This window comes from Streptomyces sp. AM8-1-1 (genome assembly GCF_032229325.1).
Taxonomy (GTDB): Bacteria; Actinomycetota; Actinomycetes; order Streptomycetales; family Streptomycetaceae; genus Streptomyces; species Streptomyces achmelvichensis.
In genome coordinates, this window is the sequence record NZ_CP135086.1 from 7,179,731 (window position 1) to 7,200,482 (window position 20,752).

Consider the following 20,752-nt stretch of genomic DNA (forward strand, 5'->3'; position numbering starts at 1 on the left):
TTCGGGGAGGGGGCGGTCCCGCGTCGTCTGTCCGTATTTATCCGATGAGTTCGCGGTGTCTCATCTGCCCTGCTCTGCCGGGACGTACAGCAGCGTCGGATGGCGGGGCAGCCGCAGCGCGTCCTGTGCCAGCGCGGCGGCGATGAGGAGCGCCCCGTCGAGCGGATCCCCGGCCGCGGCGACCTGCCCGGCGGACGGCAGTTGGGAGGCGAGCTCGGCCCTCAGCGGTACGAGCAGGGGGTCGCCCATCTTCAACAGACCGCCCGTCAGCGCCACTTGAGGCGCCTCGGCCCCTACGCCGGCCGGCGGGCACACGGCCGACGCCGACTCCGCGATGTGCCCGGCGGCACGGGCGAGGATGTCCGCCGCCACAGCGTCGCCGCCCGCGGCGCAGCGCCCCACCTCCGGCGCGAAGGAAGCCAGCACGGCGGGCCGGTCGGTACGCGGGTACAGCTGGGCCGGCAGTTCCTGCGCCGGACCGAACGCCGACTCCATGGCGGCGAGCAGAGCGACGGAACCGCCGCGCCTCCCGTCGTGCGCCCGCAGCGCCGCGTCCAGCCCGGCGCGTCCGATCCAGGCTCCGCCGCCGCTGTCCCCGAGCAGATGACCCCAGCCGTCGGCGCGCTGCCAGGCCGACAGATCGGTGCCCAGCGCGATCAGACCGGTGCCCGCGGCGACCACCGCGCCGGGACGCTGCCCCAGCGCCCCCGCATAGGCCGTGACGGCGTCCGCGGCGAGCGCGAGGCGATCGACACCCAGCGTCTCGCCCAGCGCGGCCGGAAGCTCCGCGCGCAATTGCCCGCCGAGGGTCCCCATCCCGGCGGCACCGATCGCGACCGCGGACACCTCGCCGCCGCCGGCCCGGTCCAGCAGGGCACGCGCCATCGGCAGCACCTGCTCCAGCAGGTGCCCGGCGTCGATGCCCGAGCCGCCGGTACGTACCGGTTCCCGTGAGGCGAGCGTCTCGGCACGCCGGGGCGCCGAGACATCGGCGAGGGCCACGCGCAGCCCGGAACCGCCGGAGTCCACACCGAGGACCCGGCTCGCGGTCACGGAAGCTGCCAGTCGACGGGCTCGGCGCCCTGGCGTCGCAGGAGGTCGTTGGCCCGGCTGAACGGGCGCGAGCCGAAGAAGCCCCGGTCCGCCGACATGGGGGAGGGGTGCGCGGACTCGATCGCCGGAAGATCACCGAGCAGCGGGCGCAGATTGCGGGCGTCACGCCCCCAGAGCACGGAGACCAGTGGCTTGCCACGCGCCACGAGCGCACGGATCGCCTGTTCGGTCACCTCTTCCCAGCCCTTGCCGCGGTGGGCCGCCGTCTTGCGGGGTGCGGTGGTCAGCGCCCTGTTCAGCAGCAGCACACCCTGGCGGGCCCAGGGCGTCAGATCGCCGTTGGAGGGCCGGGGATGCCCGAGGTCCGCGTGCATCTCCCGGAAGATGTTGTCCAGACTGCCCGGCACCGGCCGCACCTCGGGCGCGACGGAGAAGCTCAGCCCCACCGCGTGCCCGGGTGTCGGATACGGGTCCTGACCGACGATCAGCACCCGGACGTCCTCGAACGGCTGCTGGAAAGCGCGCAGCACATTCGGTCCGGCCGGCAGATAGGTGCGTCCGGCGGCGATCTCCGCGCGCAGGAAGTCGCCCATCGCGGCGATGCGTTCGGCCACCGGTTCGAGGGCGTCGGCCCATCCCGGCTCCACAATGTCCTTCAACGGTCGTGCTGCCACGGGGCGTCACTCTACTGGTGGAGTGACCTTGACCCTCAACCCATGGCCGCAGCCCGTACGCAGAGCACGTCAGGCAGATGCGAGGCCAGCTGCTGCCAGCTGTCTCCGTCGTCCGCGCTGGCGTACACCTCGCCGTTGCGGTTGCCGAAGTAGATCCCGGCGGGATCGGCGTCGTCGGTGCACAGGGCGTCCCGGAGGACCGTGCCGTAGTGATCACCCTCGGGCAGTCCGGCGGACAGCGCCTCCCAGCTGCCGCCCGCGTCGGTGGTGCGGTACACCCGGCACCGGCGGCCGGCGGGCACCCGGTCGGCGTCCGCGGTGATCGGGAAGACATAGGCGGTGTCGCGGCGGTGCGGGTGCGCGGCCACGGCGAAGCCGAAGTCCGAGGGCAGGCCCGCTCCGATGTCCGTCCACTTCGCGCCGGCGTCGTCGCTGCGGAAGACACCCCAGTGGTTCTGGAGATACAGCCGGTCCAGATCCCCGGCGTCCTGGGCGATCTTGTGGACGCACTGGCCGAACTCCGGGTCGGGGTCCGGCAGGAAGACCGCGGACACCCCCTTGTTGGACGGCGCCCAGCTCTCGCCGCCGTCCCGGGAGCGGAACACGCCCGCGGTCGACACGGCGACCATCACCGACTGCGGGTCGCGCCGGTCCGTCACCACGGTGTGCACGGCCTCACCGCCGCCGCCCGGGACCCACTGCGAACGGGTCGGGTGCTCCCACAGCGGCCGTACGAGGTCGAACGTCTCGCCGCCGTCCTCCGAGCGGAACAGCGCGGCCGGCTCGGTGCCCGCGTAGACCACGTCCGGGGTTTCGGGGCCCGCGGGATGCAGCTGCCAGACCCGCTCCAGCGAGGCCCCGGTGTCCTTGGGGAACTTCACCGCCGGCTTGGCGGGCTCCACCCAGGTCTTCCCGAGGTCGTCGGAGTGGAAGACCGACGGTCCCCAGTGCGCGCTGTCGCCGCCGACGAGCAGCCGGGGCACGGCTCTGCGGGTGTCGATGCCGATCGAGTACACGGCCTGCGCGTTGAAGTGCGGGCCGTCGAAGTCCCATGAGCCGCCGCTTCTGCGGCCGATGAAGAGTCCTTTGCGGGTACCTACGGTGAGCAGTACGTCGGACATGGTCGTGTGCCTCCAGGACGCCGTTGTCGCGGATAAGGGCCAGTCTGCACCCGGCCACCGACAGTGGCCCGTAGGTCGCGGTCGGCCCGGGCGGACGTCATGGAGAGCAGACCGTTCCGGAAGGTGAAACTCATCGGTGCGCGGCCACGGCACGGAAGGCGTGCGGACACGACGGAGGCGCGGGACACGACGGAGGCGTGGGACATGACGAAGGAGCGGCACCCTGGTCGGGGCGCCGCTCCTTCGTGTTCGCTGTTGGTCGTACCGCCGGTTCAGACGGAGCGGAGATACTGCTCCGGGACACGGATCTCTCCGCTGAGCTCGCGCGCGGCATGCCGGGCCCAGGACGGGTTGCGCAGCAGTTCACGGCCGAGCAGGACGGCGTCCGCCTCCCCGTTCGCGATGATCTTCTCCGCCTGTTCGGCGTCGGTGATCATGCCGACGGCGGCAACCGGGAGTCCGGTCTCGGCCCGCACCCGTGCGGCGAACGGCACCTGGTAGCCGGGGCCGGTCGGGATGGTCACGCGCGGGGCGTTGCCGCCGGAGGAGACGTCCAGCAGGTCGATGCCGTGGTCCTTGAGCAGCGCCGCGAAGCGGACGGTGTCGTCGGCCGTCCAGCCGCCTTCGTCCAGCCAGTCGGTGGCGGAGATGCGGAAGAAGAGCGGCAGTTCGTCGGGCCACACGGCCCGTACCGCGTCGACGACAGCGAGCGGGAACCGGGCGCGGTTCTCGAAGGAGCCGCCGTACTCGTCCGTGCGGTGGTTGGTGTGCGGCGAGAGGAATTCGCCGATCAGATAGCCGTGTGCGCCGTGGATCTCGGCGATCTCGAAGCCGGCGTCCAGCGCTCGGCGGGCCGCGGCGGCGAACTGTCCGACGATCTCCTCGATCTCCGCCGTCGTCAGCTCGTCGGGGACCGGGTGGCCCTCGTCGAAGGGGAGCGGGCTGGGCGCGAGGGGCTGCCAGCCGTGGTCGCCCGCGCCCACCGGCCCGCCGCCCTTCCAGGGGCGGTCCGTCGATGCCTTGCGCCCGGCGTGCGCCAGCTGGATGCCGATGGTGGTGCCCTGGCTCTTCACGAAACGGGTGATCCGGCGGAAGGACTCGACCTGGGTGTCGTTCCAGATCCCGACGTCCGCGGGGCTGATCCGCCCCTCGGGGGCGACCGCCGTGGCCTCGACGAGGATCAGGCCGGTGCCGCCCGTGGCACGGGCCGCGTAGTGCGCGAAGTGCCAGTCGGTCGGGGCGCCGGCGTCCGGTCCGCTCGCCTCTGCCGAGTACTGGCACATCGGCGCCATCCAGGCGCGGTTGGGGATGGTCAGCGATCGCAGGGTGTAAGGCTGGAACAGCGCGCTCACGACGGACTCCATTCGGGCGGGGCCGGTGTACGGCGGGTGGCAGGGCGAGGACCGGGTACGGGTGCGACCGGGCACGGGCGCTCGGCCGTGCTGGTCCCGCGACTCGTACGATACGCATCGTAGTACGGCGAGTGTCAAACTACGAGGGTTCTCGTACAATGAGAGCCCCGGACGAAGTGGAGCAGCCGTGACCACCGCGACAAGCCCCCGCGAGCTCGCTCACCCCACGCGTGACGAGATCCGGCTGGAAGGCGTGCTCCATGCGTTCTCCGACCCGATGCGGCTGCTCGTGCTGAGGGAGCTCGCGGCCACCGGCGAGGCGCTCTCCTGCTCCCATTTCGACCTGCCCGTCACCAAGTCGACGACCACCCACCACTTCCGCGTGCTCCGGGAGAGCGGTGTGATCCGGCAGATGTACCAGGGCACGGCGAAGCTGAACGGACTGCGCCGTGACGACCTCGACGCCCTGTTCCCCGGGCTGCTCGACAGCGTCCTCGCCGCGGCGGCCCGGCAGGCGGACCGCCTCGGCGAGGCATAGCCTCAGCGCGCTGTGTCGCCGGTCGCGGCGCCCAGAAGCCCGTCCCAGTCGGGGATCTTGACGGACCGTCGGCCGAGCGTCCGGCCGAGCGCGGCCTCGGCAGCCTCGATCGCCTGCCAGCCCGTCCACTCGACCGGGTGGTGGCCCGCCGCCCGCAGTTCCGCCACCGGATCGGCCGCCACGGAGCGCAGTGCCAGTGCGGCACCGTCCTCCAGCAGCGAGGCCACCGTCTCCTTGGCGCACGGCCGGTTGGTGCCGATCACTCCGGTCGGTCCGCGCTTGATCCAGCCCGCCACGTACTCCCCGGGCGACGGGACCCCGTCCCGCAGGACCCGCCCGGCCGTGTGCGGCACGGTCCCGAGCGCCGCGTCGAACGGCAGGCCGGGCAGCGGCACGCCCCGGTAGCCGACCGCCCGCAGCACCAGCTGTGCCTCGATCTCCTCGTACGTCCCGGTGCCCCGCACCGACCCTCCGGCGTCCGGTACGGTCCGCTCGAACCGTACGGCCGCGACGTGGCCGTCCTGCTCGACGAACTCCACCGGGCGCAGGAAGAACCGCAGATGGATCCGGCGGTCCAGGCCGCGCGGAGGCTGGGCCGCCCAGCCGCGCACGACATCGACGTTGCGGCGGCCGACCGCGGGCAGTGCGGCCGCGAGGGTGCCCGAGGTGTCCGCGTACACGGGGTCCAGTGCGAGGTCGGCCGGTTCGACGACGACCTCCGCCGAGGGCAGCGAGGCGAGTTCGCGCAGTTCCTTGGTGGTGAACTTGGCCTGGGAGGGACCGCGTCTGCCGACCATGTGAACATCGCGCACCCGGCTGAGCGCCAGTGCGCCGAGTGCGTCCTCCGGCACGTCGGTGGGCCGCAGTTCGTCGGCTCCGCGCGCCAGGATGCGGGCCACGTCGACGGCGACGTTGCCGACGCCGATCACGACGGCCGAGCGGGCGCCGAGCGCGAAGCTGTTGCGCGCGGCGTCGGGGTGCGCGCTGTACCAGGAGACGAAGTCGGTGGCCGAGTAGCTGCCGGGCAGATCCTCGCCTGGAATGTCGAGTCTGCGGTCCCGGGCGGCTCCCACGCAGTACACGACCGCGTGATAGAGCTCCAGCAGCCGCCCGGGAGTCAGCCCGTGCGCTCCCACCTCGATGTTCCCGACGAAGTCGATCCGCTCCTGTTCCAGCACACCGCGGAGGTTGTTCTGCAGGGACTTGATCTTCTCGTGGTCGGGCGCGACCCCGTAACGCACGAGTCCGTAGGGGCAGGGAAGCCGGTCCAGGACATGCACCCGCACATCCGGAACCTGGCTCTGCTGGACGAGATCCTGAGCGGCGTAGACCCCGCTGGGTCCCGATCCCACAACGGCGACGCGAAGCACAGCTGCGCTCCTTCCCGCAGGGAAACTCCAGCATCGCACCGGGGTACCGCGCTGGGGAGGTGTGACTCGGCGGCCGTTCGGTGGACGGGGCCCCCAACGGGGTGCTCTGCGCCGGCCCGACGTGCGTGCCGTCGCAGATCGACCGGAATTGACTGGTTACGTGCTAATTGTGCAAGAAACTACGTTTCTTAACGCTAATGATCAGTATGACCTGCTTCAGGTCCTGCCCTTTCCACCGGTCTGGGAGATGGAGGGCCACGGCACCGTCACCACCGTCGAATCCCTCCCCGCGCGCGAGCTCACGCAGCCCTGGTTCAACGTCCGGCTGACGTTCGCCGACGGAGCGCGCATCGACGTGCTGGCCGTCGTCGACCAGGGGCGGATCGCCATCGAGGACATGCACGCCGACCCGCCGCTGCCGCTGCGGACCTTCACCGTGCTCGCCGACCGGATCGAGGACCCTCTCGAGGACGCCTGCCGTACGGCCGCAGGCCAGCCGCCGCGCGCGGTGACCATGCCCGGCGCACCCGGCGCCACCGATGGCATGGGCCGGGAGAACGCGCCACCGCCGTCCCGTCGCCGGGCGCGTACCGCTCCGCCGCGGGGCGCGGCGGGCCGCCGGCTGGCCGCCGAGGTCTACCGGGGCGCCCAGCGGGACGGCCGCGACCCCGTGCTCGCCGTGATGGGCGCGACCGGCCACGGCCGCCGCAAGGCCCTCCGGCTCATCGCCGGCGCCCGCGACGAAGGGCATCTGCCGCCGCGCCACAACCGCCGCTGACGCATCGCGGCGGAGGCGCCGGCCGGCGTCACATCTTCCGCATCCGGCCGATCTCGCTCGTCTGCTGCGAGATCACGTCCGTCGCCATCTCCTCGATCAGCACGTTGTTGCCCTCCGTCAGGGCCTCCGTGGCCATCGTGATGGCTCCCTGATGGTGCGTCATCATCAGCTTCAGGAAGAGTTCGTCGAACGCCTTGCCCTTCGCTGCCCGCAACTGGGTCAGCTGCGCGGCGGTCGCCATGCCCGGCATCGGGGCGGCGCCGTGGTCGTGTCCGCTGTCGCCCTTCTTCCCGCCGTTGACTTTCAGCCAGCCCTGCATCGCTGCGATCTCGGGCTTCTGGGACGCCGAAATGCGCTCCGCCAACCGCTTGACCTGCGTCGATTCCGCCCGGGTCGGTACCAGCGCGGTCATCGTCACCGCCTGGCCGTGGTGCGTGATCATCATGTGGGCGTAGGAGAAGTCGGCGGAGTTCGGCGAGTCGTCCGGGGCGGCCTTCCTGGCCTCCTCGGGGGAGAGCGTCTTCGCCGGTTCACCCGGCTTCCCCGGCGCGACCACCGAGGGACCGCTGTCCCCCTTGGCCTTGGCCGGAGCGTCGCTGTCCGACTCGCAGGCGCCCAGGGCGAGTACGGCGGCGGCCACGGCCACCGCGACCACCGGTCTGCGGGAGCGTGAGGCCGGGCGGCGGTTCAACACGGAGACCTCCTGAGGCACTTGGGGTGTTCTATGACCGTCCTAGCACGCTTCGGAACCCTGTTGATCAGAAACTTTCATTACGTCTCTGTTGCCATCTGTTGAGATGTCCATGCAAGGGAAGATACTGCGGTGGTCCGTGAACCGTTCAACTAGGAACGGATACAAGGGAGGACGCAGTGACCCTGTTGCACACCACCCGAGTGCGGCGCAGACGTCTGGGCGTGGCGGCAGCCGCGGCCGGGCTCCTCGCCACGCTGCTGACGGCCGGACCCGCGGCCGCCACACCAGACCCCGGGGACAAGGCCGCCCAGAAGGAGATCTCCTCGGGCCAGGCGGCGCAGGACCGCTCCGCCATCGCGAGTGGTGAGATACCCGGCGTGGACGAGATCGTCCACAGCGACAACATCGAGCACCTCGCCAACGTCCCCAAGGACGCGCTCAAGGGCACCAATACGGACATCGCCTTCCAGGGCAAGTACGCCTACTCGGGCAACTACGACGGCTTCCGGATCTTCGACATCAGCAACCCGAAGGCGCCGAAGACGGTCGCCCAGGTGCTGTGTCCCGGCAGCCAGAACGACATCTCGGTCTCCGGGGACCTGCTGTTCCTCTCCACCGACTCCTCGCGCAGCGACAACTCGTGCAACAGCACGACGCAGCCCGCGACCGAGAAGTCGTCGTGGGAGGGCATGAAGATCTTCGACATCAGCGACAAGCGCAACCCGAAGTACATCGCCGCTGTCGAGACCGCGTGCGGCTCGCACACGCACACGCTGGTGCCCGAGCGCCGCGACGTCTACATCTACGTCTCGTCGTACTCGCCGAGCGCGGCCTTCCCGGACTGCCAGCCGCCGCACGACGGCATCTCCGTCATCAAGGTGCCGCGCAAGGCCCCGCAGCAGGCCCGGATCGTGAACTTCCCGGTGCTCTTCCCCGGTGAGGGTCCGGACGGCGGAGGCAACCCCGGTTCGCCCACCAACCCGGGCGTCTCCAAGACCACCGGCTGCCACGACATCACCGTGCTCCCCTCGAAGGACCTGGCCGCCGGCGCCTGCATGGGTGACGGCATCCTGTTCTCGATCAAGGACCCGGAGCGCCCGAAGGTCATCGACCGCGTCCAGGACAACGTGAACTTCGCGTTCTGGCACTCGGCGACCTTCAACCAGGACGCCGACAAGGTCGTCTTCACCGACGAGCTCGGCGGCGGCGGAGCGGCCACCTGCAACGAGGAGATCGGCCCGAACCGCGGCGCGGACGGCGTCTACGACCTCGTGGGCCGCGGCGACAAGCGCAAGCTCGTCTTCCGCAGCTACTTCAAGATCGACCGGCACCAGGCGGACGCCGAGGTCTGCGTGGCGCACAACGGCTCGATCATCCCGGTGAAGGGCCGCGACATCATGGTCCAGGCCTGGTACCAGGGCGGTATCTCGGTCTGGGACTTCACCAACTCGAGCAGGCCCAAGGAGATCGCCTTCTTCGAGCGTGGTCCCGTCACCCTCGACCAGGTCACCACGGCCGGTCCCTGGTCGGCGTACTACTACAACGGTTACATCTACTCGAACGACATCGCGAAGGGTCTCGACGTCCTGAAGCTCAACGACAGGCGTACGGACCCGGCGAAGCGGGTGCGGCTGCACGAGCTCAACGTGCAGACCCAGCCCGACTACTTCGACCGCGACTGACCCAGGACCTCCCTGGTGTCGTACGTCGTCCCGCCGGGCGGACATCCGCCCGGCGGGACGCCGAGCTCCCAGTCCAGCCCGTAGCGCTGGAAGAGCTCAGCCCGCAGACGCGCGAGCGGCATCGGTGCGCCGGGCAGGAGGATCGCGAAGACCGCGCCCATCAGCAGGGCCCGCAGCAGCGGATAGTCCACCTCGGCCTGCTGGGAGCCGTACCGCTCCACGGTGGTCCGCAGCTGCATCGCCAGCTCTTGCTGCTCGGGGCACTGCACAAAGCCCTCGGCCTGGAGCACGCCCGACATATGGGTCCGCATCAGGACCGGATGGTCGACGGCGAGCCCGAGCACGGCGTCGATCGCCCGCGCCAGCAGTTCGCGTCCGTCCTCGGTCCGCGGCTCCCGCTCCAGCGCCTCCCGGAGTGTGAGATGCATCAAACGGTGCACGGCCGACTGCAGAAGCTGCCGTTTTCCCGGAAAGTAGTACGAGATCAGACCGCGAGCGGAACCCGCCCGGTCGGCTATGTCGGACAGGGTCGTGGCCTCGTAGCCGCGCTCGTCGACCAGCTCCACGGTCGCCTGGAGGAGCCGCTCGCGGGAACGCCGACGAAGCTCTTCATTGACCGATGCGCTCCGCGGGGACATGCTGGACTCCTGCGTTGACTGGCTCTCAGCCAATATACTCAGCGTGTTCCGCTGTGCGGGCTTCAGGGCCTGGTCAGCGGGGTGCTGCCCGAACCGGGCGACGCGGGGGATCGTCCGGTTCGGGTGGCTTCGTCATGCCTTCAGTGTCTCTCCCCGGGCCGTTGTGCGGACGAATCGGGGCCCCGGGGTCCGCACGGTTCGTACCGGTCCGCCCGGTCCGCCCGGTCCGCTCGGTCCACGAGATCCAGCACTTTCCGCGGGGCGGGGCGTTCCTCCGCCGGCAGCGGATCCACGAAGTGGACGGCACATCCGAGATCCGCGGCGCCCCCGTCCGCGTGCCGGTCGTCCCCGACCATGAGTACGTCGGCCGGATGCAGCCCCAGCGCCTCGCAGGCCGCACGGAACAGCCGTACGTCGGGTTTCTGCACGCCGTGCTCGTAGGACAGCGTGTACGCGTCCACGAAGGCGTCCAGGCCGTGGGCCCGCACGACCGGTCGCAGGTCCCAGCCGATGTTGCTCACCACCGCGATGCCGAGCCCCCGCTCACGCAGTGCGCCCAGTACCTCGGCGGCGTCGGGATAGGGGCGCCAGGCCGCGGGCTCCATGTGCCGTTCGTACAGCGCGTCGCACAGGCGGGGATCCGGCAGGTGGACGCCGCGCGCGAGACCGGTGTACGCGGCGCGGTGGTGCTCCATGGACGCGTCGCGGGCCGCCCACACCTCCACGAGATGCGGCGGGATCACGGCCGGCTTCGGACCGCCCGGCAGGGCGCCGGCCGCCGCCAGCTCGTCGGCGAGGCGGGACAACCCGGGCTCGGGGAGTTCGACGCCGCATGCGGCCAGGCTCGCCCGGAGCCAGTCGGACACCGACTCGCTGCGCAGCAGCGTTCCCGAGAAGTCGAACAGCACACCCTTGACCGGCATGACGACGATCCTCTCCGGCTCAGTGCTGCCGGGACAAGACCGTCCGTTCGTACGCCACGACGGAAAACGTCACCCAGCCCGCCCCGAGCAGCCAGCCGCCGATGACGTCGGTGGGCCAGTGGACGCCGAGATAGAGCCGGGTCAGGCCCACCCCCACCACGGAGACCACGGCCACGACCACGGCCCACAGCCACCACTGCCCCTCCAGCCCGTGGCGCCGCAGCAGCCAGAGCACCGTCACGCAGGTGACCATGGCCGTCATCGCGTGGCCCGAAGGGAAGGCCGAGAAGTGCGCCGAGTCGACCGGATCGGGCCACTCCGGGCGCTCGCGGCCCACCGCGGATTTCAGACCCTGCTGGAGGAGCGTGCCGAGCGCGCTCGTCGCCGCCACCCACACGGCGAGCAGGCGTTCGCTCCGCCACCACAGCCACACGACAGCCACAGCGATCAGCGCACGCATCGTCCAGGGGTCCCACACCCAGTCGCTCAGGACGCGATTCACCCGGACGAGCCCCGGATCCTCGACGGCCCACGCGTGCAGTCCGTCGGCGACGGAGCGGTCGAAGGAGATGAGCGGTGACCAGGCGATCGTGACCAGGAACAGCAGGACGGCGAAGAGCACGACCAGCAGCGATCCGGTGCGCACCGGTCCGGCCGGCGGTCCGGCCTCCGGGGGAGTGGTCGGAGCGGGATGTGGCGAATGCATGAGAGGGATCTTCCCCGTGAAAGGAGATCTACGGCTGACCCAGCGCGCGAAGTGCGGGGACGAAGGCCACCAGCAGCGGGACCACCGGCACCAGTGCGGCCGCGGCGGTCAGCCGCAGACGACGGCCCGCGGTGAGCCGCGGAACGGGCGTCAGCAGCCGGTTGACGCGCTGCGGCAGCTGGGCGTCCGGCGTGGGGCACGGACCGAACACCCCGCGGTCCTCGTTCAGTTCCACCAGCGCGAGGGCGATCGTGAGCCGCCCGAACCTGCGCGAGGCGACATCGTCGGCGGCAAGCTCCACCAGCCGGTGCATCTCGTCGCGGAACGCGGCGAACACCGGGATCTGCGGGAACCCGTTGGCGAGTGCCGAGGAGCAGTGCAGCAGCCAGTCGTGGCGCGCCTGGGCGTGACCCTGCTCGTGCGCCAGGACCGCGTCGAGCTGACGGCCCTTCAGCCGTCGCAACGCCGCGGTGGTGATGACCAGTTGAGGCGCGGCACCGGGCAGCCACCACGCGTCGGGGCGTGCCCCCTCCAGGACCACCAGCGGCTCACTGCCCGGCTGCTCGCCCGGCATGAGGGGGGAGCGCACCAGCAGCTCGCTACGCCGCTGCCTGCGGCGCAGCCGGGCCCGGAGGATCTCCCGGGTGAGCATGGCGGCGGTCCACAGGCCGCCGCAGGCCAGCACGACCGCGAGGACGGCCGACCACGGCCCGTTCGCCCCGAGGGCATAGGCCTCCACGACCCCGTGCGGCGCCGGTGCGAAGACATGGCCGCGGACGAGCTGCCAGGCCGCCGCCGCGCTGAAGGTCATCGACAGCGCGAACGACAGCAGCACCGCCGCCACCACGCACTGCCACACCCACAGGGCCACCACCGGCTCGCGCTCCGGCCAGTCGGCACGCGACAGCAGTCGCGGAGCCGCCACGGCGGCCAGTGCGCCGAGCGTCAGCAGCACGAGGGAGACCAACATGCCGTCAGCCTATGAGCGCGCGACTACTTGCGGGTATGACCCTGCGCGCCAAGTGATGTACGACACGGTCTCTCAACCCGCCTCCCGGCGGGCCGTCGAGGGGGCGTCAGAGGGTGAGCAGCATGGCGAGCATCGCGAGGCCCATCGCCAGTCTGCAGGCCGGAGCGAGTTCGGGCCGGGTGCCGAAGGAGAGGGGCCCCGAGACGCCCGCGGCAGCCGGGACGGGCACCAGCCGCACCCCCGAGCGCAGGACGTACGCCGCGTAGTACACCAGCAGCGCGCCGGTCAGCAGGGGTACGCCGGCCGGGGCGTGACCGGTGTGGGCGCCGCCTCCGGGGGCCATCGCCAACGCCATGTAGACCATCGCGAGCGAACCGACCGCGTGGTGCAGATGATGCAGACCACGGCGGGCCGGCCACAGGGCCGCGAGCGCCGCGGCCCCGAAGACGGCCGCGTACACCGTCCAGGCCCACCCCGGCAGCACGACCACGGCCGCCGGCAGCGCCATCGCCGCCATGCCGAAACCCATCAGCGCCTCGCCGCCGGCCGCCCTGCGTGCCTCGCCGGAGGTGCCGCGCATCCGCACCAGGCAGTACAGCCCGGTCGCTCCGCACAGCGCCATGAGCAGCCAGCCGGACATCGCGGGTCCGTGCACGGCGAACCTCCCCCATCGACGGATGTCGAGAGGTCGATGCCCGGCCACCACCGGGGGTACGCGAGCGCACGGGGGTGCACAGGGAGCACTGAGCGGTGTCCGGGCCCGCGCTCTGTGCCCGCGCGCCCCGCCCGCTCCCCGGCGTCCGGCTCAGGGACGGTGACGCAGCGGATGATCGGCGGGCACCTCGACGACGGCGATCCGATGGCCGTCCGGGTCCGCGATCCACATCTCGATCAGCCCCCACGGCTCCTGCACGGGCGGCCGCAGCACCTCGACACCCTGCTCCGCCAGTTCCGCGTGGACGGCCGCGACGTCCTCGACCTGGAGCCACAGTCGGGGCCCGTTCGCGGCGGGAGGCTCGGAGCGGCCCGAGATCTCGAGGAACCCGCCACCGAGGAAGTAGACCGTGCCCCGTTCCGGACCGGTCCCGAACTCCCGGTGGACGGCCAGTCCGAGTTTCTGCCCGTAGAACTGCCGGGAGCGCTCGGGGTCGGTGGGACGCAGGAGGATCCGACTGCTCAGCACATGCACCATGCCCGAACCCTAGATCGTGTCCGCAAAGTCTCGTCCGGTTCGCGACGCCCTCCGGGCGGACGACGACACTGTGCGGACACTTCCTGGATCGTGTCCGCAGGTACTCTCGTGGCACGCGCACGCTGTTGAGAACGGAGAGCGATCCATGGACACCGCACCGCCCCGGGACTCCGGCGAGCTGACGTACCGCGATGCCGTCGCCGCCGACACACCGGCGCTGGTCGGGCTGATCGAGTCGGCCTACCGCGGTGACGCGAGCCGGACCGGCTGGACGACCGAGGCGGACATCCTCGGCGGCCAGCGCACCGACCCCGAGGGTGTGCGCGAGGTCATCGAATCCCCCGGAAGCCGCCTCCTCGTCGTGGAGCGCGACGGTGAGCTGATCGCCTGCTGCCAGCTCGAACACCGCGGCGAGGCCGCCTACTTCGGCATGTTCGCCGTCCGCCCGAAGCTCCAGGGCGAGGGGCTGGGACGTCTGGTCATCGCCCAGGCGGAACGCAGCGCACGCGAGACGTGGGGCGTGCGCGAGATGCACATGACGGTGATCTCGGTGCGGAACGAACTGATCGCCTGGTACGAGCGGCGCGGCTACCGCCGTACGGGAGAGCTGACACCCTTCCCGTACGGCGACGAACGCTTCGGCATCCCGCAGCGCAAGGACCTGGTCTTCGAGCTGCTGGTGAAGGATCTGACGGTGTGATCCCCCAACCGCCCCGCACCGCGGCGGGGTCCTGACCGGCCGCCACGCCCTACGCGGTGAACCGCCCGGTGCGCCGGATCTCCGGGAAGTCGGTGGTCGCGCCGTCGAGTTCGAGGGCGCGCACCAGCCGCAGCTGGTCCTGGGTGTTGACCACCCAGCCGATCACCTGAAGCGCCTCGCCGTGGGCGTGCTCGACGGTCTCCAGGGTCAGCCGGCGGATGTTCAGTGCGAGGGCTCCCGCGCCCACGGCCTTGGCGCGGTCGACGATGTCGGCACCCCAGCGGCTCGCGATCAGCACCGTGCGGACGCCCGGCACCAGCGAGGCGATCTCGGCCACCGCGTCGTCGTGGAAGGACGAGACGGTGACCCGGTGGACGAGGTCGCGCTTCCTCATCACCTCCGCGAGGGCACGCGCCGCGGCGATGTCCTTGATCTCGGCCTGCAGCGGTGCGTGCACCGCGTCGAGGACCTCTTCGAAGACCGGCACCCGCTCGCCCTGGCCCGCGTCGAGCTCGCGCAGTTCCGCCAGGGTCTTGTCGGCGATGGGTCCCTTGCCGTCCGTCGTACGGTCCACGTCGGCGTCGTGCATGACGACGAGCGCGCCGTCCTTGCTCAGATGCAGATCCAGTTCGATGGCGTCCATCCCGGCCCGCTCGGCCCGGACGAAGGAACGCAGGGTGTTCTCCGGCTCGACGCCCATGACCCCGCGATGACCGATGGTGAGGAAAGTCAAGATTCTCTCGCTTCCGTCGACGGCGGCTCCCGCGCGGCGTGGCCTGACGACGCGGCGCGGCAAGGACGCAGCCTAATGGCCGGACCCCCGGATGAAACCGCTCTCGCACGCGGTAACAGGGGTGATTGGCGCCGACTTCCGGCCACTCGGGCGCCTGTCGTGTCCCCCGCTCGTGGGCGCGTCCTGTAGGGCTTGACGTCATGTCAGCCCTGCGCAAAATCCTGCGCGCCGCCGCGCCGGGAAGGAACGCTGGGGCCGACACACTGTTCGCACGGACGAGGGAGACCCGGATGACCGTCGGGAGAGACCGGCTGAGGCCCGAGGTGAGGGAGTTCGTCGACATTCTCGCCGCGGTCTTCCCCGACGTCGGGGTGTCGGTGACCGATGCCGTGGAGGCGCGGCGGATCATGGACGCCTCCCTGTCACCCTTCGGCAGGCAGAAGGTGGGCGAGGTGGCCGACCGCACGATCCCCGGCCCGCCCGGCGCCCCCGAGCTTCCGGTGCGCGTCTACCGTCCCCTTCCCGAAGCCGGACCCGGGCCCTGGCCGACGGTGGTCTTCTTCCACGGCGGCGGCTGGGTGCTCGGCGGGCTGAACAGCCACGACCGGCTGTGCCGTCAGCTCTGCCGGGACGCGGGCGCCGTCGTCGTCGCCGTCGACTACCGCCTCGCTCCCGAGGTGCGCTTCCCGGTCCCCATCGAGGACGCGTACGCGGCCGTGTGCTGGGCCGCGGACCACATCGGCGAGCTGGGAGGCGACCCGCGCGCCCTGGTCGTCGCGGGGGACAGCGCCGGGGGCAACCTCGCCACCTGCGCCATGCTCGTCGGTCGCGAGCGCGGCGGTCCGGACGTCGCCCTGCAGGTGCTGATCTATCCGGCGACCGACGCGGCTCTCGACACGGAGTCGCACCGCACCAACGCGGAGGGTTACTACCTCACCGCCGAGCACGTCCGCTGGTTCCGCGATCTGTACCTCGGACCGGACGGTGACATCCATCACCCGCTGGCCTCCCCGCTGCGCGCCGAGCTCGCCGGACTGCCTGCGGCGCACATCGTCACGGCCGGCTGCGACCCCGTGTGCGACGAGGGCCGGGCGTACGCGAAGAGGCTCGTCGAGGCGGGCGTACCGGTCACGGAAGCCCACTATCCGGGGATGTTCCACGGCTTCCTCGCGCTGAGCAATGTGGTGGACGAGGCGAAGGATGCGATGGCCGGTGTGGCAGAAGTCATTGCCGCGACCATGATCGACCGCAAACCTTCCGGTGATCATGAAGGTGGGGAAGAATAATTTCGCTTCTGGCTACTTGTACCGGAGAACCGGGCATAGATACGGTGTCTTGACGCGAGGTTCTCCTGTGGAGGAAGTGACATGACGGAAATTCTTGTGCAGGACGCCGCACCTGCGCCCATATCCCCCGCCGACCGGGTCGTCGAGCACCCGGCCTGGACGAGGCTCAAGAATGCCGTCGAGGAGATCCGTCCCTGGCAGTCCAAGGACGGCTCCATCGACTTCGACGCCGAGGGCGCCCCCGCGCGTGTCGACGCCGAAGCAGTACTGGACCGCGTCATCGACGCGATCGGCGAGCTCTCCCCGCTCCTGCCGCACGACGCCGAGTACCACCGCGCGCTCGTCGCCGACCTGCGCAAGTGGGCCGACGATGCCTTCGGCATACCCGACTTCCTTGACGCGCTGCTGGCCTTCCAGCCCGCCCGGGGCCGCGCCGACGGGCTCCAGCACCTGGTCGTCTTCCCGATGTACACGCAGAACGGCAACCCGGACCGCAACCTCGAAGCGGTCGTGCTGCGCATGGTGTGGCCCGAGTGGCTCGCCGAGCTCGAGCGCACCCGCTACGACAACCCCCTCTTCTGCGGCATCACCTTCGAGGACTTCACCGCGGGCTACGACACCAACTCCGCGGTGCTCTTCCCGGAGACGATCGCCGTGCGCGAGGCCCCCGAGCGCTTCACCTGGGGCGGCATCTTCTGCGACCGCGAGGCCGCGCGCTTCCGCGCCGTGACGAGTGAGGCCGTGCAGGTCCTCGGCCTCCAGCTCCCGGAGGACATCCAGGAGATGATCGGTGACCAGGAGCGCTGCGAGCAGGCCTTCGTGCTCTGGGACATGGTCCACGACCGCACCCACAGCCACGGCGACCTGCCCTTCGACCCCTTCATGATCAAGCAGCGCCAGCCGTTCTGGATGTACGGCCTCGAGGAGCTGCGCTGCGACCTCACCGCCTTCAAGGAGGCCGTGAAGCTCGACGCCGAGGGCAACTCCCACGGCCGCGACGTCCAGTACGCCGTGCTCTTCGACCGCATGTTCCGCTTCCCGGTCACCGGCGAGCGCGTGCGCAACTATGACGGCCTCGGCGGCCAGCTGCTCTTCTCCTACCTGCACAAGCACGACGTGCTGCGGTGGACCGACAACACCCTGAAGATCGACTGGGAGCGGGCGCCGCAGGTCACGAACCAGCTGTGCGCCGAGATCGAGAAGCTGTACCGCGACGGCATCGACCGCCCCAAGCTGGTCCACTGGTTCGCCGCGTACGACCTGGTCTCCACCTACCTGGCCCCGCACCCCGGCTCGCGCTGGGCCAAGGGCCCGGACGCCCTCGATCTGTCACAGCCTCCCCGGAAACTCGTCGACGACGTGCTTCCCGACGAGTTTCCGCTCAGCATGTTCTTCGAGGCGCTCTCCAAGAAGCTGAAGACGGTGATCGCCTCCACGAAGGGCATCACCGCGGCGGGTACGGCAGCGGCCGAGAGCACGGCGCCCTCCGGGGCAGCCGCATGAGCACGCGCACGAAGGAGACCACGACCATGAACTCAGGCTCGAACGCGCCGCTGGACGGCGCCGTGGTCGCGGTGGCGGGAGCGGCGGGCCCGGCGGGCCGCGCCACCCTGCTGCGTCTCGCCGAGGCGGGCGCGACGGTCGTCGCATCGGACGCCGATCCCGAACGGCTCGCCGAGGCGGTCGACGCCGCCCGGTACGCGCACGGCGGGGCGACCGTCACGGGGGACACGGTCGACCTGCTCGACCTGGACGCCGCACGGGAGTGGGCCGACAAGACGGAGAAGGAGTTCGGCCGCATCGACGGGCTCGTCCACCTCGTCGGAGGCTGGCGCGGAAGCCCGTCCTTCGCGGAGACGAAGCTCGCGGACTGGGCCCTGCTGGAGAAGTTGCTGATCCGCACGGTGCAGCACACCTCGCTCGCCTTCCACGACGGGCTGCTGCGCAGCGACCGCGGGCGCTTTCTGCTGATCAGCGCGGCCGGCGCGTCCAACCCGACGGCCGGCAACGCCGCGTACGCCGCCTCGAAGGCCGCGGCCGAGGCCTGGACGCTCGCGCTCGCCGACGCCTTCCGCAAGGCGGGGGGCGACGAGGGCCCGAAGGCCGCGGCTGCGATCCTGGTCGTCAAGGCACTGGTGCACGACGCCATGCGCGCCGAGCGCCCGAATGCGAAGTTCGCGGGCTTCACGGACGTGACGGAACTGGCGGAAGCCATCGCCGGGGTCTGGGACCGGCCCGCCAGGGAAGCGAATGGACAGCGTCTGTGGCTGACCCCCAAACCGTGAAGGCCGCACCGACGGCGGCCCGCCGCCACCACGACCCCGAGGTGCGCGGCTTCGCGAGCGACAACTACGCGGGCGCCCACCCCGAGGTCCTGGCGGCGCTCGCCCTCGCCAACGGCGGTCATCAGGTCGCCTACGGCGAGGACGAGTACACCGACCACCTCCAGCGCGTCATGCACAGCCACTTCGGGCCGACGGCCGAGGCCTTCCCGGTGTTCAACGGCACCGGCGCCAACGTCACGGCGCTCCAGGCGCTCACCGACCGGTGGGGCGCGGTGATCTGCGCCGAGTCCGCCCACATCAACGTGGACGAGGGCGGCGCACCGGAGCGGATGGGCGGTCTCAAGCTGCTCACCGTGCCGACCCCGGACGGCAAGCTCACCCCCGAGCTCATCGACCGGCAGGCGTGGGGCTGGGAGGACGAGCACCGGGCGATGCCGCAGGTCGTCTCGATCACCCAGAACACCGAGCTGGGCACGGTGTACACCCCGGCCGAGATCCGCGCGATCGTCGAGCACGCCCACGGGCACGGGATGAAGGTCCACCTCGATGGTGCCCGGATAGCCAACGCGGCGGCGTCCCTGGACGTCCCGATGCGCACGTTCACCAATGCCGTCGGCGTCGATGTGCTGTCCTACGGCGGCACGAAGAACGGCATGCTGTTCGGCGAGGCCGTCGTCGTGCTCAACCCGGACGCCGTCAGCCACATGAAGCATCTGCGCAAGATGTCCATGCAGCTCGCCTCCAAGATGCGGTTCGTCTCCGTACAGCTCGAGGCGCTGCTCGCGCGCGATCTGTGGCTGCGCAACGCCCGGCACTCGAATGCCATGGCGAAGCGGCTGGCCGACGGCGTACGCGGTGTCGACGGCGTCGAGATCCTGTACCCCGTCCAGGCCAACGCGGTCTTCGCGCGGCTGCCCAACGCGGTGACGGAGCGGCTGCAGAAGCGGTTCCGCTTCTACTTCTGGGACGAGGCCGCCGGCGATGTGCGCTGGATGTGTGCCTTCGACACCACGGAGCAGGACGTCGACGCCTTCGTCCAGGCGCTCAAGGAGGAGATGGCGGCGTAGCGCCGCGGGGGAGCAGCCAGGCAGACGGGCCGGCCGGACAGTGTCCGGCGGGCCCGTGCGCTGTTGTGCCGTACGCCCGTCGGGCAGTCCAATGGGATGGACCGTTCGGTACGGTACGCTGTACCACGTCCCGCGGTGTCCGATGCGCGCCACCGGTCCGCAGCGACCGGTCGAGCGCTCCGGCGCCGCCTTCCCAGCGCACCGTGAGGCAGTCCGGTATGACGCTCTCGCTCACCGTCTCCGACGAGGTCAGGGATCTGGTCCCCGGCTTCGTCCACCTGGCCGTCGAGGCGCACGGCCTGGTCAACGGGCCCAGTACCGCCGAGAGTTCGGCCCTGCTGGACGCCGCCGCCGCACGGCTCGCCGAGCGGCTGGACGGACGCGCCCCGCACGAGGACCCGCACATGGCCGCCTGGCGCGCGGCGTACACCGCCTTCGGCTCCAAGCCGTCCCGCACCCGCAACTCCGCCGAGGCGCTGGCCAGGAGGGCGCTCGCGGACGGCGGACTGCCGCGGATCAATGTGCTGGTCGACCTCTACAACGCCATCAGCGTGGCCCATCTGATCCCGGTCGGCGGCGAGGACCTGGACCGCATCCGGGGCGGGATGCACCTGGTGCGCGCCACCGGCAGCGAACCCTTCGTCACCGTCGCCGGCGGCGAGGAGACGGTGGAGCACCCGGACGCGGGCGAGGTCGTCTGGCGCGACGACGAGGGCGTCACCTGCCGGCGCTGGAACTGGCGTCAGGGGCCCCGCACCCGGCTCACCGAGGAGTCGGTGAACGCGATCTTCCTGCTGGAGTCGCTGGGGCCGATGACGACCGGCGAGCTGGAGGCCGCGGGCAATGAACTCGCCGAGTCGCTGGAGAAGCTGAGCCCGGGCGCGCGCATCACGATCCGTCCGCCGCACTGACGAGCGGGCGCACCGACGGCGGTGCCGCGCTTGGCGGGTGTACGCGCCGACGGACCCGCCCGCCGGGGGACGAGCCCGC

General features: G+C 71.1%; 22 protein-coding genes. 9 read left to right on the forward strand and 13 right to left on the reverse strand.

The window, feature by feature from the left end; translation table 11 throughout:
* Positions 1-60 precede the first annotated feature (60 nt).
* The 4 genes from RPQ07_RS32095 to RPQ07_RS32110 all read right to left on the reverse strand — a co-directional run bounded on the left by RPQ07_RS32095 (position 61) and on the right by RPQ07_RS32110 (position 4,200).
* Complete coding sequence (locus RPQ07_RS32095) at positions 61-1,053, reverse strand: N-acetylglucosamine kinase (RefSeq protein ID WP_313947716.1); 993 nt, start codon at positions 1,051-1,053, stop codon at positions 61-63.
* A complete protein-coding gene (locus RPQ07_RS32100; RefSeq protein ID WP_313947717.1) occupies positions 1,050-1,727 on the reverse strand; it encodes a uracil-DNA glycosylase in 678 nt (225 codons plus the stop codon). The genes RPQ07_RS32095 and RPQ07_RS32100 overlap by 4 nt, the downstream gene beginning before the upstream one ends.
* 35 nt (positions 1,728-1,762) lie before the next feature.
* Positions 1,763-2,848, reverse strand: a complete 1,086-nt coding sequence (locus RPQ07_RS32105) for an exo-alpha-sialidase (RefSeq protein WP_313947718.1) — start codon at positions 2,846-2,848, stop codon at positions 1,763-1,765.
* Between the two features lie 272 nt (positions 2,849-3,120).
* Positions 3,121-4,200, reverse strand: coding sequence for an NADH:flavin oxidoreductase/NADH oxidase (locus RPQ07_RS32110; RefSeq protein ID WP_313947719.1), 1,080 nt, complete (start codon positions 4,198-4,200; stop codon positions 3,121-3,123).
* A 187-nt stretch (positions 4,201-4,387) separates the two neighbouring features.
* Between RPQ07_RS32110 and RPQ07_RS32115 the strand changes: the two genes are divergently transcribed.
* Positions 4,388-4,738 carry a helix-turn-helix transcriptional regulator gene (locus tag RPQ07_RS32115; RefSeq protein WP_313947720.1) on the forward strand — a complete coding sequence of 117 codons (351 nt, stop codon included), beginning with the start codon at positions 4,388-4,390 and terminating at the stop codon, positions 4,736-4,738.
* A gap of 2 nt (positions 4,739-4,740) precedes the next feature.
* Here the strand turns inward: RPQ07_RS32115 and RPQ07_RS32120 are convergent, their stop codons facing one another.
* Positions 4,741-6,108, reverse strand: a complete 1,368-nt coding sequence (locus tag RPQ07_RS32120; RefSeq protein WP_313947721.1) for an FAD-dependent oxidoreductase — start codon at positions 6,106-6,108, stop codon at positions 4,741-4,743.
* Positions 6,109-6,355: 247 nt separating this feature from the next.
* Here RPQ07_RS32120 and RPQ07_RS32125 point away from each other — a divergent pair, with 247 nt between their 5' ends.
* Positions 6,356-6,886, forward strand: a complete 531-nt coding sequence (locus RPQ07_RS32125; protein WP_313947722.1) for a DUF6214 family protein — start codon at positions 6,356-6,358, stop codon at positions 6,884-6,886.
* Positions 6,887-6,914: 28 nt separating this feature from the next.
* Here RPQ07_RS32125 and RPQ07_RS32130 read toward each other — a convergent pair whose 3' ends face one another.
* A complete protein-coding gene (locus tag RPQ07_RS32130; RefSeq protein ID WP_313947723.1) occupies positions 6,915-7,580 on the reverse strand; it encodes a DUF305 domain-containing protein in 666 nt (221 codons plus the stop codon).
* Between the two features lie 176 nt (positions 7,581-7,756).
* Between RPQ07_RS32130 and RPQ07_RS32135 the strand changes: the two genes are divergently transcribed.
* Positions 7,757-9,262, forward strand: a complete 1,506-nt coding sequence (locus RPQ07_RS32135; RefSeq protein ID WP_313947724.1) for a hypothetical protein — start codon at positions 7,757-7,759, stop codon at positions 9,260-9,262.
* On the opposite strand, the gene RPQ07_RS32140 is transcribed toward RPQ07_RS32135, so the two are convergent.
* From RPQ07_RS32140 to RPQ07_RS32165, 6 genes are all read right to left on the reverse strand, one after another.
* A complete protein-coding gene (locus RPQ07_RS32140) occupies positions 9,244-9,900 on the reverse strand; it encodes a helix-turn-helix domain-containing protein (protein ID WP_313947725.1) in 657 nt (218 codons plus the stop codon). The two genes, RPQ07_RS32135 and RPQ07_RS32140, sit on opposite strands and share 19 nt — an antisense overlap.
* 140 nt (positions 9,901-10,040) lie before the next feature.
* Positions 10,041-10,823, reverse strand: a complete 783-nt coding sequence (locus RPQ07_RS32145; RefSeq protein WP_313947726.1) for an HAD-IA family hydrolase — start codon at positions 10,821-10,823, stop codon at positions 10,041-10,043.
* 19 nt (positions 10,824-10,842) lie between these two features.
* Positions 10,843-11,529 carry a phosphatase PAP2 family protein gene (locus RPQ07_RS32150; RefSeq protein ID WP_313947727.1) on the reverse strand — a complete coding sequence of 229 codons (687 nt, stop codon included), beginning with the start codon at positions 11,527-11,529 and terminating at the stop codon, positions 10,843-10,845.
* Positions 11,530-11,557: 28 nt separating this feature from the next.
* Positions 11,558-12,499: a M56 family metallopeptidase gene (locus RPQ07_RS32155; protein ID WP_313947728.1), complete on the reverse strand. Its 942-nt coding sequence runs from the start codon at positions 12,497-12,499 to the stop codon at positions 11,558-11,560.
* A gap of 106 nt (positions 12,500-12,605) precedes the next feature.
* Positions 12,606-13,154: a DUF5134 domain-containing protein gene (locus tag RPQ07_RS32160; protein ID WP_313947730.1), complete on the reverse strand. Its 549-nt coding sequence runs from the start codon at positions 13,152-13,154 to the stop codon at positions 12,606-12,608.
* Between the two features lie 150 nt (positions 13,155-13,304).
* Positions 13,305-13,691, reverse strand: a complete 387-nt coding sequence (locus RPQ07_RS32165) for a VOC family protein (RefSeq protein WP_313947731.1) — start codon at positions 13,689-13,691, stop codon at positions 13,305-13,307.
* 145 nt (positions 13,692-13,836) lie between these two features.
* Here RPQ07_RS32165 and RPQ07_RS32170 point away from each other — a divergent pair, with 145 nt between their 5' ends.
* Positions 13,837-14,391 carry a GNAT family N-acetyltransferase gene (locus RPQ07_RS32170; protein WP_313947732.1) on the forward strand — a complete coding sequence of 185 codons (555 nt, stop codon included), beginning with the start codon at positions 13,837-13,839 and terminating at the stop codon, positions 14,389-14,391.
* Positions 14,392-14,440: 49 nt separating this feature from the next.
* Here the strand turns inward: RPQ07_RS32170 and RPQ07_RS32175 are convergent, their stop codons facing one another.
* Positions 14,441-15,124: a glycerophosphodiester phosphodiesterase gene (locus tag RPQ07_RS32175; protein WP_313947733.1), complete on the reverse strand. Its 684-nt coding sequence runs from the start codon at positions 15,122-15,124 to the stop codon at positions 14,441-14,443.
* A 290-nt stretch (positions 15,125-15,414) separates the two neighbouring features.
* Here RPQ07_RS32175 and RPQ07_RS32180 point away from each other — a divergent pair, with 290 nt between their 5' ends.
* The 5 genes from RPQ07_RS32180 to RPQ07_RS32200 all read left to right on the forward strand — a co-directional run bounded on the left by RPQ07_RS32180 (position 15,415) and on the right by RPQ07_RS32200 (position 20,673).
* Entirely contained in the window at positions 15,415-16,410 is a 996-nt protein-coding gene (locus tag RPQ07_RS32180; protein WP_313947734.1) for an alpha/beta hydrolase, read from the forward strand.
* A gap of 81 nt (positions 16,411-16,491) precedes the next feature.
* Positions 16,492-17,913, forward strand: coding sequence for a DUF6421 family protein (locus tag RPQ07_RS32185; protein WP_313947735.1), 1,422 nt, complete (start codon positions 16,492-16,494; stop codon positions 17,911-17,913).
* 26 nt (positions 17,914-17,939) lie between these two features.
* Complete coding sequence (locus tag RPQ07_RS32190; RefSeq protein WP_313947736.1) at positions 17,940-18,695, forward strand: SDR family oxidoreductase; 756 nt, start codon at positions 17,940-17,942, stop codon at positions 18,693-18,695.
* Positions 18,674-19,762 carry a low specificity L-threonine aldolase gene (locus RPQ07_RS32195; RefSeq protein ID WP_313947737.1) on the forward strand — a complete coding sequence of 363 codons (1,089 nt, stop codon included), beginning with the start codon at positions 18,674-18,676 and terminating at the stop codon, positions 19,760-19,762. Before RPQ07_RS32190 ends, RPQ07_RS32195 begins: the two co-directional genes overlap by 22 nt.
* A gap of 218 nt (positions 19,763-19,980) precedes the next feature.
* A complete protein-coding gene (locus RPQ07_RS32200) occupies positions 19,981-20,673 on the forward strand; it encodes a B3/4 domain-containing protein (RefSeq protein WP_313947738.1) in 693 nt (230 codons plus the stop codon).
* The last annotated feature ends 79 nt before the right edge of the window (positions 20,674-20,752 follow it).